Annotated in this window: 13 protein-coding genes; 10 read left to right on the forward strand and 3 right to left on the reverse strand. The window is 75.6% G+C overall.

Annotated features, from left to right (window positions below; translation table 11 throughout):
* The gene (locus tag ACIGW2_RS26745) at positions 1-918 is read left to right on the forward strand and encodes a LysR family transcriptional regulator (protein WP_361582208.1); all 918 of its coding nucleotides are present in this window, start codon (positions 1-3) and stop codon (positions 916-918) included.
* A 310-nt stretch (positions 919-1,228) separates the two neighbouring features.
* Here the strand turns inward: ACIGW2_RS26745 and ACIGW2_RS26750 are convergent, their stop codons facing one another.
* On the reverse strand, positions 1,229-2,317 hold the full coding sequence (locus tag ACIGW2_RS26750) for an ABC transporter substrate-binding protein (protein ID WP_399846554.1): 1,089 nt from the start codon (positions 2,315-2,317) through the stop codon (positions 1,229-1,231).
* Between the two features lie 29 nt (positions 2,318-2,346).
* Entirely contained in the window at positions 2,347-2,955 is a 609-nt protein-coding gene (locus ACIGW2_RS26755) for a TetR/AcrR family transcriptional regulator (protein WP_399846556.1), read from the reverse strand.
* 196 nt (positions 2,956-3,151) lie between these two features.
* Between ACIGW2_RS26755 and ACIGW2_RS26760 the strand changes: the two genes are divergently transcribed.
* The 9 genes from ACIGW2_RS26760 (at position 3,152) to ACIGW2_RS26800 (ending at position 13,901) form a co-directional block, all read left to right on the forward strand.
* Positions 3,152-3,802 (forward strand): peroxiredoxin-like family protein, encoded by a 651-nt coding sequence (locus ACIGW2_RS26760; protein ID WP_391655355.1) that lies wholly within the window; start codon positions 3,152-3,154, stop codon positions 3,800-3,802.
* A gap of 178 nt (positions 3,803-3,980) precedes the next feature.
* Positions 3,981-5,255, forward strand: a complete 1,275-nt coding sequence (locus ACIGW2_RS26765) for a hypothetical protein (RefSeq protein ID WP_399846557.1) — start codon at positions 3,981-3,983, stop codon at positions 5,253-5,255.
* Between the two features lie 36 nt (positions 5,256-5,291).
* Positions 5,292-5,777 (forward strand): hypothetical protein, encoded by a 486-nt coding sequence (locus ACIGW2_RS26770; RefSeq protein WP_399846559.1) that lies wholly within the window; start codon positions 5,292-5,294, stop codon positions 5,775-5,777.
* Positions 5,778-5,815: 38 nt separating this feature from the next.
* Positions 5,816-6,766, forward strand: a complete 951-nt coding sequence (locus ACIGW2_RS26775; protein ID WP_399846561.1) for an oxygenase MpaB family protein — start codon at positions 5,816-5,818, stop codon at positions 6,764-6,766.
* A 27-nt stretch (positions 6,767-6,793) separates the two neighbouring features.
* Positions 6,794-8,926, forward strand: coding sequence for a tetratricopeptide repeat protein (locus ACIGW2_RS26780; protein ID WP_391655359.1), 2,133 nt, complete (start codon positions 6,794-6,796; stop codon positions 8,924-8,926).
* Between the two features lie 50 nt (positions 8,927-8,976).
* Positions 8,977-10,572 carry a phytoene desaturase family protein gene (locus ACIGW2_RS26785; protein WP_399846564.1) on the forward strand — a complete coding sequence of 532 codons (1,596 nt, stop codon included), beginning with the start codon at positions 8,977-8,979 and terminating at the stop codon, positions 10,570-10,572.
* 170 nt (positions 10,573-10,742) lie between these two features.
* A complete protein-coding gene (tdh, locus tag ACIGW2_RS26790) occupies positions 10,743-11,771 on the forward strand; it encodes an L-threonine 3-dehydrogenase (protein WP_361582851.1) in 1,029 nt (342 codons plus the stop codon).
* Positions 11,772-11,791: 20 nt separating this feature from the next.
* Positions 11,792-12,991: a glycine C-acetyltransferase gene (locus ACIGW2_RS26795; protein ID WP_361582181.1), complete on the forward strand. Its 1,200-nt coding sequence runs from the start codon at positions 11,792-11,794 to the stop codon at positions 12,989-12,991.
* Positions 12,992-12,995: 4 nt separating this feature from the next.
* Positions 12,996-13,901 (forward strand): LysR family transcriptional regulator, encoded by a 906-nt coding sequence (locus tag ACIGW2_RS26800; RefSeq protein WP_361582178.1) that lies wholly within the window; start codon positions 12,996-12,998, stop codon positions 13,899-13,901.
* Positions 13,902-14,338: 437 nt separating this feature from the next.
* On the opposite strand, the gene ACIGW2_RS26805 is transcribed toward ACIGW2_RS26800, so the two are convergent.
* Positions 14,339-14,899, reverse strand: a complete 561-nt coding sequence (locus ACIGW2_RS26805; protein ID WP_399846567.1) for an SMI1/KNR4 family protein — start codon at positions 14,897-14,899, stop codon at positions 14,339-14,341.
* Between the last annotated feature and the right edge of the window lie 21 nt (positions 14,900-14,920).

A 14,920-nucleotide genomic window follows, 5' to 3' on the forward strand; every position in this document is an offset into this window, starting at 1 on the left:
GTGCTGTTCCGCCAACTCGAGTACCTGGTCGCGCTGTCCCGCGAGCGTCACTTCGCCCGCGCCGCACAGGCCTGCCACGTCTCCCAGCCCGCCCTGTCCGAGGCCATCCGCAAGCTGGAGGACGAACTCGACGTGCCGCTGGTCCGGCGCGGCCGCACCTACGAGGGCCTGACCCCGGAGGGCGAGCGCATCGTCCTGCGGGCACAGCGGATCCTCGCCGACCGCGACGCCCTGCGCACCGAGGTGACCGCCCTGCGCAGCGGGCTCAGCGGCCGGCTGCGGATCGGCGCGATCCCGACCGCGTCCGGCGCCGTCGCCCAGCTGACCGGCCCCTTCTGCGCCGAGCACCCGCTGGTCACCGTGGAGGTGGCGGCCGACCTGCAGGCGGAGGACATCCTGCGCCGGCTGCGCGACTTCGAGCTCGACGCCGGCATCACGTACCTGCGCGGGGATCTCCCGGCGGGCTTCCGCTCGGTGCCGCTGTACGAGGAGCGGTACGTGCTCCTCACCGACGCCTCCGACGGCCTCGCCCCCGCCGGCGCGGCGACCTGGGCGGAGGCCGCGCGGCTGCCGCTCTGTCTGCTGTCCGGGACCATGCAGGGGCGCCGGGTGCTCGACGAACTGTTCGCCGAGGCGGGCGTCAGCCCCTCGCCGCGGGTGGAGACGGACTCGGTGGCGGGCCTCTTCGCCCATGTCCGCACCGGCCGTTGGGCGAGCGTCGTGCCGCACACCTGGCTGCACGTCTTCGGCGTGCCGCGCGGCATGCGCGCGGTGCCCATGACGGAGCCCGCCCGCACGGTCCCGGTCGGCCTGGTCACCGCCGCCCGGGAACCCGACTCCGTGATGGCCCGCGCCCTGACGGAGGTCGCCCGCCGCACGGACGTGGCCGCGGCGACGGAGCGCCTCCCCGAGGAGTAGGGCCGGTCCGGCGGACCACGGCCGGGCCCGCGCCTCCCCCCGGAGCTTCGCCTGGGCGGGGGTGCCCTCGGCGGAGCCTGGGTGGGGCTGCCCCCGGCACGGCGCCTCGCCGCGTTGCGGACCTGCCCCGATGGCTCCGCTGCCGAGACGCTCCGGCACCTTGCGATGCCTCCCCTCGGCGCTGGTGGGCCTGGGGAGGCCCCATGCACCAGACGCCGTGGCCTGTGGGCCTGTGGGCCTGATCCGCCGGACAGCCCCAGGGCCGGTCCGGTGGATCAGGGCCGGTCCGGTGGATCAGGGTCGGGCCCGCTCAGACCGTGTGGCGCACCCGGAAGCGGCCGGGGGCCGCCGGGTCGCGGTCGGCGATTCGGACCGGCGGCCAGGCCCACTGCCAGACGCCGATGCCCGGTACCCGGGAGAAGCGGATCGGGCCCCGGGTGCCCTCGACGGACAGGTGTGGCCAGGCCCCGGCGAGCTTCTCGGGCGTCGTGCCGCGGGTGCGCAGCGCCTCGGCGAGCACGGTGAGCGTGTCGTACCCCTCGTGGGCGACGAAGGACGGCTCCTCGCCCAGCCGCTCGCGCAGCTCCGCCGCGACCCGCTCGCCGAGCGGGGTGAGGCGCTCGGGCAGATAGCTGAGGAAGGGCACGCCGGCGCCGTCCGTGCCCAGCAGGGCGCCCCAGGAAGGCAGTTCGGGCTGCCCGGCCGGGGCGCCGAGCAGGAGGCCGGAGAGCCGGGGGTCGCGGCGCACGGCCCGGACGAGGGGCACCACCGGCTCCGGGTGGCCGAGCAGGAGCAGCAGGGTCGTCGCCCCGGCGGCGGCCAGCGCGTCGCACGTGCCCTCGGGGCCGAGGGCGCGCGCGTCCAGGACGAGGACCTCGCCGCCGTGCGCGGTGACGTGCTCGCGCAGGATCCGGGTGCCGGACTCCCAGTAGAGGCCGGGGTCGGCCGCCACGGCGATCCGGTGGCTGCCCGGTCCGAGCCGGCCGAGCAGGAAGTCCGCGTAGCCGCGCCAGCCGAGGGACTGGGCCGGCGCGATCCGGGCGACCAGGTCGGTGGGGTGGTCGGTGAGCGCGTCCAGCACCGCCGAGGAGCAGAGGAAGGGCAGACCGAGGGCGTCGGCCCGGCCGGCCGCGGCCCGCGCGACGACGCTGTGGTACTCGCCGGCGAGCGCGGCGACCCCGAGCCCGGCCAGTTCGCCCACGGCCGCCTCGGCCCGCGCCGGGTCGCCCGCGGTGTCGCGGACGAGGAGCTCGACGGGGCGCCCGTCGATGCCGCCGGCCGCGTTGGTCTCGTGCACGGCGAGTTCGAGACCGGCCAGCAGGTGCCGGCCCGCCTCGGCCCAACCGGGCGGGGTCAGCGGGGCGAGGGCGCCGATCCGGACGGCGGGGGGCGTGGTCATGCGGTCTCTCCCGGAGGTGGTTTCAGGGGTCAGGGGCGCGTGGCCGGGGCGGCGAGCGGGGCCAGGGCGGCGCGTACGGAGTCGGTGAGCGCGGCGGCGTCGGCGCCGGCCCGCGAGCGCAGGTTGACGCCGTACGCGAGGAGGGCGAGCACCCCGGCGGCCGAGGCCGGATCGACGCCCGGCACGAGCTGTCCGCGCTCGGCGGCCCCGCGCAGGGCCGCTTCCAGTGCGGCGCGCAGCCACTCGTGGTGCGCGTCGAGCAGGGCCCGCACCTCCGGGTCGGCGTCCGCGGCGCCCGCTCCGGCGTGGGCGTTGGCGATCAGGCAGCCCCAGCCGGCGTACGGCCCCGAGCAGCGCGCCGCGATCAGCCCGTCGAAGAAGGCGGCGACCGCCGGCAGCCCCCGGCCGTCCTCGGCGAGGTTCCGGAAGGCGGGCCGGGAGTGCAGCTCCGTGTAGCGGAGTAGGGCGGCACGGTAGAGGGCCTGCTTGTCGCCGAAGGTGGCGTAGAGGCTGGAGCGGTTGACGCCGGTGGCGGTGACGATGTCCTGGACGCCGGTCGACGCCACGCCCCGCTGCCAGAAGAGCCGCACCACGGTCTCCAGGGCCGCGTCCGGATCGAAGTGCTTGACGTCCGCCATGCCCCGCCCTCCCGCGTCCCGCCGGTCCTCCGCCCGGCCCGGCCGGAGGGCGTCAACAAGGAATCCTGAAACAGAGGTTCCAAGATACAACCTGGCGCCGGACCCCCTCCGCGACTATCTTGAAACGGTCGTTCCAAGTTCCTGCCGCGACGCGGATGCTCCGTCAATCCCGCACACCCATCGAGGAGTTGCGCCCATGACCTCCCTCCATGCCGAACTGCGCGCCCTGCACGCCTCGCGCGGCGAGCGCATCCCCGCCGAACTGCTGGCCGTGATGGACCGGGCCGCCGCCGAGCTCGCCGCCTCCGGGCAGACCGACCGCGCCCTGGCCGTCGGCGAGCAGGCCCCCGCCTTCGCGCTCCCCTCCGCGACCGGCGCGACCGTCTCCCTGGACGTCCTGCTCGCGGCCGGCCCCGTCGTGCTCACCTTCTACCGCGGTGCCTGGTGCCCCTTCTGCAACCTCGCCCTGCGCGCCCTCCAGCAGCACCACGACGGGATCACCGCACGCGGCGCGCGCCTGGTCGCCGTCTCCCCGCAGGTGCCCGACGCCTCGCTGTCCCTCACCGAGAAGCACGCCCTCGCCTTCGACGTGCTCAGCGACCTCGGCTCGGACACCGCCAAGGCGTACGGCCTCGCCTTCGACCTCTCCGACGAACTCGCCGCCGTCTACGAGCGCCTCGGCTTCGACCTCCAGCACGTCAACGGCGGCCACCCGCGCACCCTCCCGCTGCCCGCCACCTACGTCCTCGACCCCGAGGGCACCGTCCGCTGGTCCTTCGTGCGCACCGACTACACGCTCCGAGCCGAACCCGCCGACATCCTCACCGCGCTCGACGCCCTGTCCTGAACCACCGTCAACTCGTGCGCCCGCACCGGGCATCGGCGGTCCGCCCACCCCGGCTCCCGACGGCGGGGGAAGCGTGCGGCACACTGACGCGGTTCGATCACGCACGCGCGCCACGACGGGCGTTCGCACGCCGTCACCCCAGCCCCAGCCCCCCCCCCGCACCCGAGGAGCCGCGCCCTTGAGCGTCACCGTCCCAGGACAGATCGACATCGCGGGCCCGGTGGGCAAACTGCTCCACCGGCGCCCGCTGCACAACGGCACCGTCATGCAGTCCTTCGGCATCGACCCGGTCTCCGGAGACGTCTTCGTCCTCCAGATCATGGACGGCGGCATCCGGCTCCCCGACGAGCCCGCCGCCCTCGACTACCCGACCCGCAAGGCCCGCGGCGACCTGTGCCTCACGCGGCTCCGCCCCACCGGCGCCCTCGCCGGCCACATGTACCTGCGCGGATTCGGCCACGGCGTCAACCTCGGCGTCGAGAACCGCGCCGGGCAGATCTGGCTGTGGACCGAGGCCGCCTCCATGCCCAACAGCAAGAACGAGGGCTACGGCACCGCCGTCGTCTCCTTCTCCTACGCCGACGGCGACGTCGTCGACTCCGGCACCGCCCGCCACACCCCGGCCCACACCCCCGACCCGGCCGCCCGGTTCCTCACCCCCACCATCGACCACGGCGCCGGCGAACTCGTCCTGCGCTACACCCTCGACGGCGCCACCGTCTTCGCCCGCTACGACCTCGCCCGGGCGACGGCCGGGGAGTGGCAGGAGCTCGGGCGGATCGTCCCGGCCGTGCCCGCCGACGGCACCGACTTCCAGGGCTACACCTCCCACGCCGGCGTGCTCTACACCCTCAAGGGCCAGAGCCTCGACACCGTGCCGCTGCCCGGCAACACCCACCTCACCGCCTTCGCCTGGGACACCGGCGCCCAGCTCGACCACCAGCACGTCACCGCCGGGCCGGGCCTCGTCTGGCGCGAGGCCGAGGGCATGGCCGTCTCCGTCCGCGACGGCGTCGCGCACCTGCACTTCGGCTTCGCCTGCGAGGACCCCGGCCCGCGCACCTGCACGATCATGTCGCTCTCCGGAGCCCCCGAGACCGACGGCGTCAAGGTCCTCACCGACTGGCAGCCGCTCGCCCTCGCCGCCGGCGTGAGCGCCGACCAGCAGCCGCCGCGGGCCCGCCTGATCAGCCTCGCCGGCACCACCACCCTGCAGTTCTCCGGCGGCGTCCGCGGCCCCTTCACCACCGACACCGTGCTCGGCACCCTGCCCGACGCGCTCGTCCCCAGCGTCACCGCCCGGGCGAACGTGCCCACCGGCGACACCCCCGCCGGCCCCGCCGTCGCCCGGGTCGAGGTGGGCAGCGACCGCGCCGTCCGCCTCTACGGCGCCCGCTCCACCGCCCCGATCGCCTGGGCCCAGCTCGACGCCTTCCAGGCCGTCTGGCGCTGACCCGCCCCCCACACCGCTTCCCTCGCAAGGAGTCCCGTGCCCCAGAGCCCCGTGTCCCGGAAGTCCGCGTCCCACAACCGCCGCAGCGTCCTCGGCGCCGCCCTCGCCCTGCCCGCCGCCCTCACCGCCGGCGGCCTCGCCACCGCCACCCCGGCCGCCGCCGAACCCGGCACCGTCGACGCCGGCGCCTGGACCCCGCTCGTCCTGGAACCCGGCATCACCCCCAACCCCGCCGCCGTCCCCGAGGTCCGGCTCGTCACCCTCGCCGGCACCGTCTTCCTCCAGGCCCGCGGTCTCGTCACCTGCAACCTCACCGCCGACACCCGCATCGGCCGGCTCCCCGACGGCTTCGCCCTCCCCACCGGGTACGTGCGCGCCACCGCGCCCCGCAACAACAGCCAGGGCGTCAACGCCTGCCGCTTCGAGATCAACCCGTCCGGCTCCGTCACGATCTTCGGCGCGAACACCGGAAACCCCGTCACCTGGGTGCAGTTCGACTCGGTCCAGACGATCTGGCGCTGACCCTGTCCGCCACGCCGGGCCCGTCCTAGCCTGGACGCATGGAACCCGGCCCGAGCACGCCGCCCGCGCCCGACCCGGCCCTCGACCCCGACCCGGCCCTCGACCCCGACCCCGACCCGGCTCCGGACCACCGACCGGACCCCGACCCCGGGCTCTTCGGACCCCGGTCCGTCACCTGGCAGATCCACGGCGACCCGGTCATGTGGATCGGCGGGGTGCGCGCCCTCTACCTCCAGGCGCTGCACCCCGCCGCCGTCCGCGGCGTCATGATCAACAGCGACTTCCGCAAGGACGCCTGGGGCCGCCTGCTGCGCACCGCGAGCTTCGTCGGCACGCTGACCTACGGCACCACCGCAGCCGCCGAGGCGGCCGGCGCCCGGGTGCGGAAGATCCACCGGCTGCTCGGCGTCGACGACCCCGAGCTGCTGCTCTGGGTGCACTGCGCCGAGATCGACTCGTACCTCCACGTCGTCCGCCGCTCCGGCATCCCGCTCACCGACGCCCTCGCCGACCGCTACGTCGACGAACAGCGCACCGCCGCCCGGCTCGTCGGCCTCGACCCCGAGCGGGTGCCCGACGGCACCGCCGCGCTCGACGCGTACTTCGCCGGGATCCGGCCACGGCTCGCCGCCGGCCGGGACGCCCGCACCGTGGACGCGTTCCTGCGCCGGCCCCCGGTCCCGGCCGCCCTCGCCCCCGCGCGCGAGGTGTTCTGGCGGCGCGTGTCCGCCCTCGCGTACGACACCCTGCCCCCGTACGCCCACGCCCTCTACGGCCGGCCCGCGCCGCCCGCCGGGACCGTCACCCGGCGGCTCACCGCCACGGCCAATCTGCTGCGCTGCGTCCCCGGCCGGCTCCGCTGGCGGCTCCCGCCCCGCCACATCCTGCGCGCGATGGAGCGGCTGGGACCGGAGACCCGACCCGCGCCGTACGCACTGTCCGAGGCGGCAGCCATACTGGACGGGCCGGGGAAGGGGCGGCATCACTGACGGGGACGACGGGGGCGGCGGCACGCGATGGCGGACACGGACACCAGGCTGGTCCAGGGCCGGTACCGGCTGCACGAGGTGATCGGCCGCGGCGGCATGGGCGAGGTCTGGCGCGCCACCGACGAGGCGCTCGGCCGGCACGTCGCCGTGAAGTGCCTGCGCCCGCTCGGCCAGCAGCGCGACCCGGCCAACCTCGCCGTGCTGCGCGAGCGCTTCCGCCGCGAGGCGCGGGTGGCCGCCGCCCTCCAGCACCGCGGCATCACCGTCGTGCACGACTTCGGCGAGCACGACGGCGTGCTCTTCCTCGTCATGGAGCTGCTGGAGGGGCGCAATCTCAGCCAACTGCTCAGCGACAACCGCAAGCGGCCGCTGCCCGTGCCGGAGGTCGTCGACATCGCCGAGCAGGTCGCCGAGGCCCTCGCCTACACCCACCGCCAGGGCGTGGTGCACCGCGACCTCAAGCCGGCGAACATCGTGCGCCTCGGCGACGGCGGCACCGTCAAGATCTGCGACTTCGGGATAGCGCGCCTCGGCGCCGACATCGGCTTCACCTCCCGCCTCACCGGCACCGGCATCGCCATGGGCACACCGCACTACATGAGCCCCGAGCAGATCGGCGGCGGCGAGGTCGACCACCGCAGCGACCTGTACTCGCTGGGCTGCGTGCTCTACGAGATCGCCACCGGCGCGCCGCCCTTCGACCTGGACGACACCTGGGCCATCCTCATCGGCCACCGCGACACCGTGCCCGCCCCGCTGCGCAGCCACCGCGCCGAACTGCCCGGCTATCTCGACACCCTCGTCCTCGACCTGCTCGCCAAGACGCCCGACGGCCGCCCCTCCGACGCCGCCGAGCTGCGCGACCGGCTCGCCTCCGGGCGCAGCAGCGGCGCCTGGACCCTGCCGCCGCCGGCGCCGCCCGCGCTGCCGCCGTGGGCCCGCGCGCTGGGCACCGGCCGCCCCGCCGCGTCCGCCCGCCCGGCCCGGGCCGCCGTCCCCGGCCAGGACGACGCCGCCGCGCTCACCCTCGCCTGGACCCGCCCTGCCGGGTCCGGCGGGCCCGACCGCACCGCCGGCGCGAGCCCCGAGCTGGTCGCGGTCCTCGCCGGCCGGCACCGCGCCGGTCTCGGCCTCGGGCGGCTCGGCCGCTGGCAGGAGGCCGCCGACCTGCTGCGCACCGTCGAGCACGACCGCGCCCACGTCCTGGGCGCCGACCACCCCGACACCCTCGCCAGCGGCTACGAGCTGGGCTTCGCGCTCGCCCGCCTCGGCCGCCCCGCCGAGGCGCTGCGCCGCTTCGAGGACGTCGCCGCGGGCCGCGCCCGCACGCTCGGCCCCGACCACGCCGACACCCTCGCCGCGCGCCAGGAGACCGCCTACGTGCTCGGCGGCCTCGGCCGGCACGCCGAGGCGCACGCGGTGTACGAGGCGGTGCTCGCCGTCCGCGAGCGCACCATGGGCCCCGAGCACCCCGACACCCTGCGCTGCCGGCACAACCTGGCCCACACCCTCGGCCGGATCGGCCGGGTGCCCGAGGCCTACGCGACGGCCCGCGAGGTCGCCGACGCCCGCGCCCGGCTGCTCGGCCCCGACCACCCCGACACCCTCGCCACCCGCTACGAGGTGGGGCACGCGCTCGGCGGGCTCGGCCGCTGGTCCGACGCCCTCGCGGAGTACCGGCAGGTGGCCGCGGCCCGGGCCGCCGTCCTCGGCCCGCTGCACCCCGACACCCTCAACGCCCGCTACGAGGCCGGGATCTGCCTCGGCCGGCTCGGCCGCGCCGCCGAGGCCGAGGAGCTGTACCGCGAGCTGGTCGCCGCCCGTGCGAGCACCGGCGGCCCCGAGCACCCGGAGACCCTGCGCGCCCGGCACGGCCTGGGGGTCAACCTGGGGCGCCTCGGGCGCTGGGCGGAGGCCCTGGACGAGGCCCGGGAGGTCGCCGCGGTCCGGGCCCGGGTGCTCGGCCCCGACCACGCCGACACCCTCGCCAGCCACCGGGAAGCCGCCATCGCGCTCGGCTGGCTGGGCCGCTGGGAGGAGGCCCTCGTCCTGCACCGCCGGGTGACGGAGGCCCGCACCCGCACGCTCGGCCCGGACCACCCCGCGACCCTCACGGCCCGGGCGGACGAGGCGCACTGCCAGGAGCACATCCCGCTGTAGGCCCCGGCAGGCCCCCTGGTGGGCGCGACGGGGAGGTGCTAGCAAGAGGCATGACAGCATCCGCTTCCGCACCCGCACCCGTACCCGCGTTCGCGTCCGGGCCCGCGCGGGCCTCGTACGACGTCGTCGTCGTGGGCGGCGGCCACAACGGCCTGGTCGCCGCCGCCTACCTCGCCCGCGCCGGGCGCAGCGTGCTCGTCCTGGAACGGCTCGGGCACACCGGCGGCGCCGCCGTCTCCACCCGGCCCTTCGCCGGCGTCGACGTCCGCCTGTCCCGCTACTCGTACCTGGTCTCGCTGCTGCCCCGGAAGATCGTGCGGGAGCTGGGACTGCGGTTCGCCGTGCGGAAGCGTTCCGTCTCCTCGTACACCCCCTACGGCGACTCCGGCCTCCTCGTCGGCGGCGACCGCGCGCGCACCCGCGCCTCCTTCGCCGCCCGCACCGGCTCCGACCGCGAGCACGAGGCCTGGGAGGCCTTCTACGGGCGCACCGCGCGCGCCGCCCGCCGGATCTTCCCCACCCTCACTGAACCGCTGCCGACCCGCGAGGCGCTGCGCGCCCTGGTCGACGACCCCGAGACCTGGGAGATGCTCTTCGAGGAGCCCCTCGGCGCCGCCGTCGAGCGGCACTTCGCCGACGACCTGGTGCGCGGAGTCGTCCTCACCGACGGACTCATCGGCACCTTCGCCGACGCCCACGACCCCTCCCTGGTGCAGAACCGCTGTTTCCTCTACCACGTGATCGGCGGCGGCACCGGAGACTGGGACGTCCCCGTCGGCGGCATGGGCGCCCTCACCGACGCCCTCGCGGACGCGGCCCGCGCCGCCGGCGCGACCCTGCTCACCGGTCACGAGGCCACCCGGATCGACACCGACGGCCGGCACGCCGAGATCCGCTTCCGCACCGCCGACGGCGAGGGCGTCGTGGCCGCCCGGCACGTCCTGGTCAACGCCTCCCCGCAGGCGCTCGCCGCCCTCCTCGGCGAACCGGCGCCCGCCCCCGCCGAGGGCGCCCAGCTCAAGGTCAACATGGTGCTCACCCGGCTGCCCCGGCTCCGCGACCGCTCCGTCGACCCCCGCGAGGCCTTCTCCGGCACCTTCCACATCGCCGAGGGGTACGAGGAGCTGGGCGCCGCGCACGCCGAGGCCGCCGCCGGCCGGCTGCCCGCCGCGCCGCCCTCGGAGATCTACTGCCACAGCCTCACCGACCCGAGCATCCTCGGCCCCGAGGCCGCCGCCCGCGGCTACCACACCCTCACCCTGTTCGGCCTGCACGCCCCCGCCCGGCTGTTCGCCGACGACCCCGACGGCTCCCGCGAGGCCCTCCTGAAGGCCACCCTCGACCAGCTGGACGCCCGCCTCGACGAGCCGATCGCCGACTGCCTGGCCCGGGACGCCGACGGCCGGCCCTGCGTCGAGGCCAAGACCCCGCTCGACCTCGAACGCGAACTCCGGCTGCCCGGCGGCCACATCTTCCACCGCGACCTGTCCTTCCCGTACGCGGAGTCCGGCGGCGGGCGCTGGGGCGTGGCGACCGGCCGGGCCAACGTCCTCCTGTGCGGCGCCGGCGCCGTCCGCGGCGGCGGAGTGAGCGGGCTGCCCGGCCACAACGCGGCCATGGCGGTGCTCGAAGAAGCGGCCGGTTGACGCCGGAACGGCCCGGGGCAGCGGCGTGAAGCTGATCTGCGCGTGCGCTTAAGAAAACCTCGATGGACCATGGCTCCCGACGGACGGAAGATTTCCTCCCAGGGATCTTGGGCGCTTCGCCGCGCCCGGACCCGGCACATCACAGGACACGCACGTCGGGAGCCGTGACATTGAAGGCACTGGTCAAGCAGAAGGCGGAGCCGGGACTCTGGCTCACGGACGTGCCCGAGCCGGAGTACGGCCCCGGTGACGTCCTCATCAAGGTCAAGCGGACCGGCATCTGCGGCACCGACCTGCACATCCGCTCCTGGGACGGCTGGGCGCAGAAGACCATCGCGACCCCGCTGACCCTCGGCCACGAGTTCGTCGGCGAGGTCGTCGACACCGGCCGCGACGTCGCCGACATCAACGTCGGCGACCTGGTCAGCGGCGAGGGCCACCTGGTCTGCGGCAAGTGCCGCAACTGTCTGGCCGGCCGCCGCCACCTGTGCCGCGCCACCGTCGGCCTCGGCGTCGGCCGCGACGGCGCCTTCGCCGAGTACGTCGTGCTGCCCGCCTCCAACGTCTGGGTGCACCGGGTCCCCGTCGACCTCGACGTCGCCGCGATCTTCGACCCCTTCGGCAACGCCGTGCACACCGCGCTGTCCTTCCCGCTCGTCGGCGAGGACGTCCTCGTCACCGGCGCCGGCCCGATCGGCATCATGGCCGCCGCCGTCGCCAAGCACGCCGGCGCCCGCAACGTCGTCATCACCGACGTCAGCGAGGAGCGCCTGGCCCTCGCCCGCAAGACCGGCGTCTCGCTCGCCCTCAACGTCGCCGAGCAGACCATCGCCGACGGCCAGCGCACCCTCGGCCTCAAGGAGGGCTTCGACGTCGGCCTGGAGATGTCCGGCAACCCGCGCGCGATGCGCGACATGGTCGCCAACATGACCCACGGCGGCAAGATCGCCATGCTCGGCCTGCCCAGCGAGGACTTCTCCGTCGACTGGGCGCGGATCGTCACCTCGATGATCACGATCAAGGGCATCTACGGCCGTGAGATGTTCGAGACCTGGTACGCCATGTCGGTGCTCCTGGAGGGCGGGCTCGACCTGTCCCCGGTGATCACCGGCCGCTACGACTACCGCGACTTCGAGGCCGCCTTCGACGACGCCGCGTCCGGCAAGGGCGGCAAGATCATCCTCGACTGGACCGTCTGATCCCCAGGAGCGCCTGAACCATGTTTGATTCCGTACGCGACGACGTCCGCGCCACCCTCGACGAGATCCGGCAGGCCGGTCTGCACAAGCCCGAGCGGGTCATCGGCACCCCCCAGTCCGCGACCGTCGAGGTCACGGCCGGCGGCCGCCCCGGCGAGGTGCTGAACTTCTGCGCCAACAACTACCTGGGCCTCGCCGACCACCCCGACGTGATCGCCGCCGCCCACGCCGCCCTGGACCGCTGGGGCTACGGCATGGCCTCCGTCCGCTTCATCTGCGGCACCCAGGAGGTCCACAAGGAGCTGGAGGCCCGCCTGTCGCGGTTCCTCGGCCAGGAGGACACGATCCTCTACTCCTCCTGTTTCGATGCCAATGGCGGCGTCTTCGAGACCCTGCTCGGGCCTGAGGACGCGGTCATCTCCGACGCCCTGAACCACGCCTCCATCATCGACGGCATCCGCCTCTCCAAGGCCCGCCGCTTCCGCTACGCCAACCGCGACATGGCCGACCTGGAGCAGCAGCTCAAGGAGGCGACCGAGGGCGGCGCCCGGCGCAAGCTGATCGTCACCGACGGCGTCTTCTCCATGGACGGCTACGTCGCCCCGCTCGACGAGATCTGCGACCTGGCCGAGCGCTACGACGCCATGGTCATGGTCGACGACTCGCACGCCGTCGGCTTCGTCGGCCCCGGCGGCCGCGGCACCCCCGAGCTGCACGGCGTCATGGACCGGGTCGACATCATCACCGGCACCCTCGGCAAGGCCCTCGGCGGTGCCTCCGGCGGCTACGTCGCCGCCCGCGCCGAGATCGTCGCCCTGCTGCGCCAGCGCTCGCGCCCGTACCTCTTCTCCAACACCCTCGCCCCGGTGATCGCCGCCGCCTCCCTGAAGGTCCTCGACCTGCTGGAGTCGGCCGGCGACCTGCGCGAGCGGCTCAACGCCAACACCGAGCTGTTCCGCCGCCGGATGACCGAGGAGGGCTTCGACATCCTCCCTGGCGACCACGCCATCGCCCCCGTCATGATCGGTGACGCCGCCGAGGCCGGCCGCATGGCCGAGCTGCTCCTGGAGCGCGGGGTGTACGTGATCGGCTTCTCGTACCCGGTCGTGCCGCAGGGCCAGGCGCGCATCCGCGTGCAGCTGTCCGCCGCGCACTCCACCGAGGACGTGAACCGGGCGGTGGACGCGTTCGTCGACGCCCGCGCCGCCCTGCGAGACTAGGGGCATGATCGAAGCGCGGCGGCTGCACATCCTCCGGGCGGTGGCCGACCACCGCACCGTCACCGCGGCGGCCGCCGCGCTCTACCTCACCCCCTCCGCGGTCTCCCAGCAGCTCGCCGCCCTGGAGCAGGAGACCGGCCACCGGCTGGTCGAGCGCGGCGCCCGGGGCGCCCGGCTGACCCCGGCGGGTGAGATCCTGCTGAGCCACGCCAACGCCGTCCTGGCCCAGCTGGAACGGGCCGAGGCCGAGCTGGCGGCGTACGGCTCGGGCGAGGCCGGCACCGTCACGGTGGCGGCCTTCGCCACCGGCATCGGCCTGGTCGTCGCCCCCGCCATCGGCTCCCTGGCCCGCACCGCGCCGGGCATCCGGGTGCGGGTCCAGGACGCCGAGGGCGACGAGAGCCTGCTCATGGTCCTGGACCGGCAGGTCGACGTCGCCGTCGCCGTCGAGTACCGGGGCGCCCCCGGCGAGGACGACGCCCGTCTCACCCGCGTCCCGCTGTACGCGGAGCCCTTCGACGCCGTCCTGCCCCCGGATCACGCCCTGGCCGACCGCGAGCGGGTCGCGCTCGCCGATCTCGCCAAGGACCCCTGGATCGGGCAGTCCGCCGGCAACCCCTGCCACGACGTCACCGTCCTGGCCTGCGAGTACGCGGGCTTCGCCCCGCGCCTGGAACACGTCTCCGACGACTTCCGGGCCGTCGTCGCCCTCGCCGCCGCCGGCGCGGGCGTCGCCCTGGTGCCCCGCTCCGCGCTGAGCGGCACAGACCTCAGCGGCGTCGTCGTCCGTCCGGTCGACGGCGTGGCCCCCACCCGCCGCGTCTTCGCCGCCGTCCGCCGCGGCGCCGCCGACCACCCCCTGATCCGCCCGGTCCTGGACGCCCTGCGCGAGGCCGCCGACACCCCCTAGGGGGTGTCTCGCCGATCGTGCCGGGCTCTCGACTCCCCCAGAGCTTCGCCTGGGTGGGGGTGCCCCCGGCGGAGCCTGGGGGAGTGCCCCCGGCACCGCGCCTCGCCGCGTTGTCGTCGGTCGCCGATGGCCCCCTGGGCTTCGCCCGGGTGGGGGCGCCCCCCCCGGCGGAGCCCAGGGGGAGTACCCCCACCGCATCGCTTCCGCCCCCACGGCCCGGCGCCCGGGGAGGTGCCCCCACCTCCGCCTTGCGGTCCTTCCCCTGGGCCCTGGCGGGCCCGGGGAGACCCCAACCCTCGGCCCTGACGGGCCTGGGGAGACTCCAACCCTCGGCCCTGACGGGCCTGGGGAGACCCCATGCACCGGACGCCGCTCTCCCCCGTAGCCCTCCGGGCACGGGAGGTGCCCCGAGATCCGGCCTGATCGACAGGACACCCCTAGGCGGTCGCCGCGTCCAGCCACTCCGCGTACCAGGCGCGGAAGTCCGCCGTGAGCGGCACGAAACCGGACCAGTCCGGGTCGAGCAGCCAGATCTCCCCGGCCCGGGGGCCGTTGAGGACCAGACGCACGTAGGTCCCGCAGCCCTCCTCGGCGAGCGTCAGCGTGCCGGGCACCAGCTCCTCGGCCCGCGCGGTGCCGATCCGGCCCGGGGCGGGGGCGTCGAGGACGAAGGGGGCGGCGAGCCGGCCAGGGCGGCGGTCCTCCCGCCACTCCTCGTCGACGGCCCAGTCGTCACAGGCCTCGGGCCGCGGGACGGTGAGCGGGAGCAGACCGTGGGCGGGACCGGCCGGACCGTCCCCGACCGTGGCGACGAACGAGCGGTACGGCTCGGGGAGCACGATGCCGTGCGTCTCCTCGAAGCGGCGGATCTCCGCCTCGGGCAGCGGCGGCCGGAGCGCGTACCGGTGCGTGGCAGCCCCGAACCGCTCGCGGTTCGCGTCCCGCTCCGCCATCCGCCCCAGGCGCCCGCGCACCGCCACCGCGTCCCACTCGTCCATCCGGCGACCGTAGCGCAGGGC

The sequence above is a fragment of the Streptomyces sp. NPDC053541 genome, from assembly GCF_044544705.1.
In the GTDB taxonomy this organism is placed as follows: Bacteria; Actinomycetota; Actinomycetes; order Streptomycetales; family Streptomycetaceae; genus Streptomyces.